This is a genomic window from uncultured Algibacter sp. (assembly GCF_947487605.1).
In the GTDB taxonomy this organism is placed as follows: domain Bacteria; phylum Bacteroidota; class Bacteroidia; order Flavobacteriales; family Flavobacteriaceae; genus Algibacter_D.
In genome coordinates this window covers 1-424 of the sequence record NZ_CANKXK010000072.1, presented here as the reverse complement: position 1 = coordinate 424, position 424 = coordinate 1, and the positions used below count along the sequence as shown (strand labels likewise).

Sequence of the window (424 nt, the reverse complement as noted above, 5' to 3'; positions counted from 1 at the left end):
GATGCTTGTGGTAACCCTATCACTCCTACACTGGTAACCACTCCTAGTGATATCCCTTGTGCTGGTGATATGGTATGGGTATTCAATTACGAAGACTGTGAAGGTAACTCTCACGATTGGTCATATACATATACTATAGACATCCCTGACTTTACACCTCCTGCCAATACTGGTAGTATTGTAGACTGTCTTGCTGATGCTCAAGTACAACCTACACCTCCTGCTCAAAATGATGCTTGTGGTAACCCTATCACTCCTACACTGGTAACCACTCCTAGTGATATCCCTTGTGCTGGTGATATGGTATGGGTATTCAATTACGAAGACTGTGAAGGTAACTCTCACGATTGGTCATATACATATACTATAGACATCCCTGACTTTACACCTCCTGCCAATACTGGTAGTATTGTAGACTGTCTTG

Annotated in this window: 1 protein-coding gene; it reads left to right on the top strand. The window is 42.7% G+C overall.

The genetic code is table 11. The annotated features are described in order from the left end of the window. Nucleotides 1–424: hypothetical protein (locus Q0739_RS14990; RefSeq protein ID WP_298239542.1), on the top strand; the 424-nt coding region annotated here is incomplete at both ends.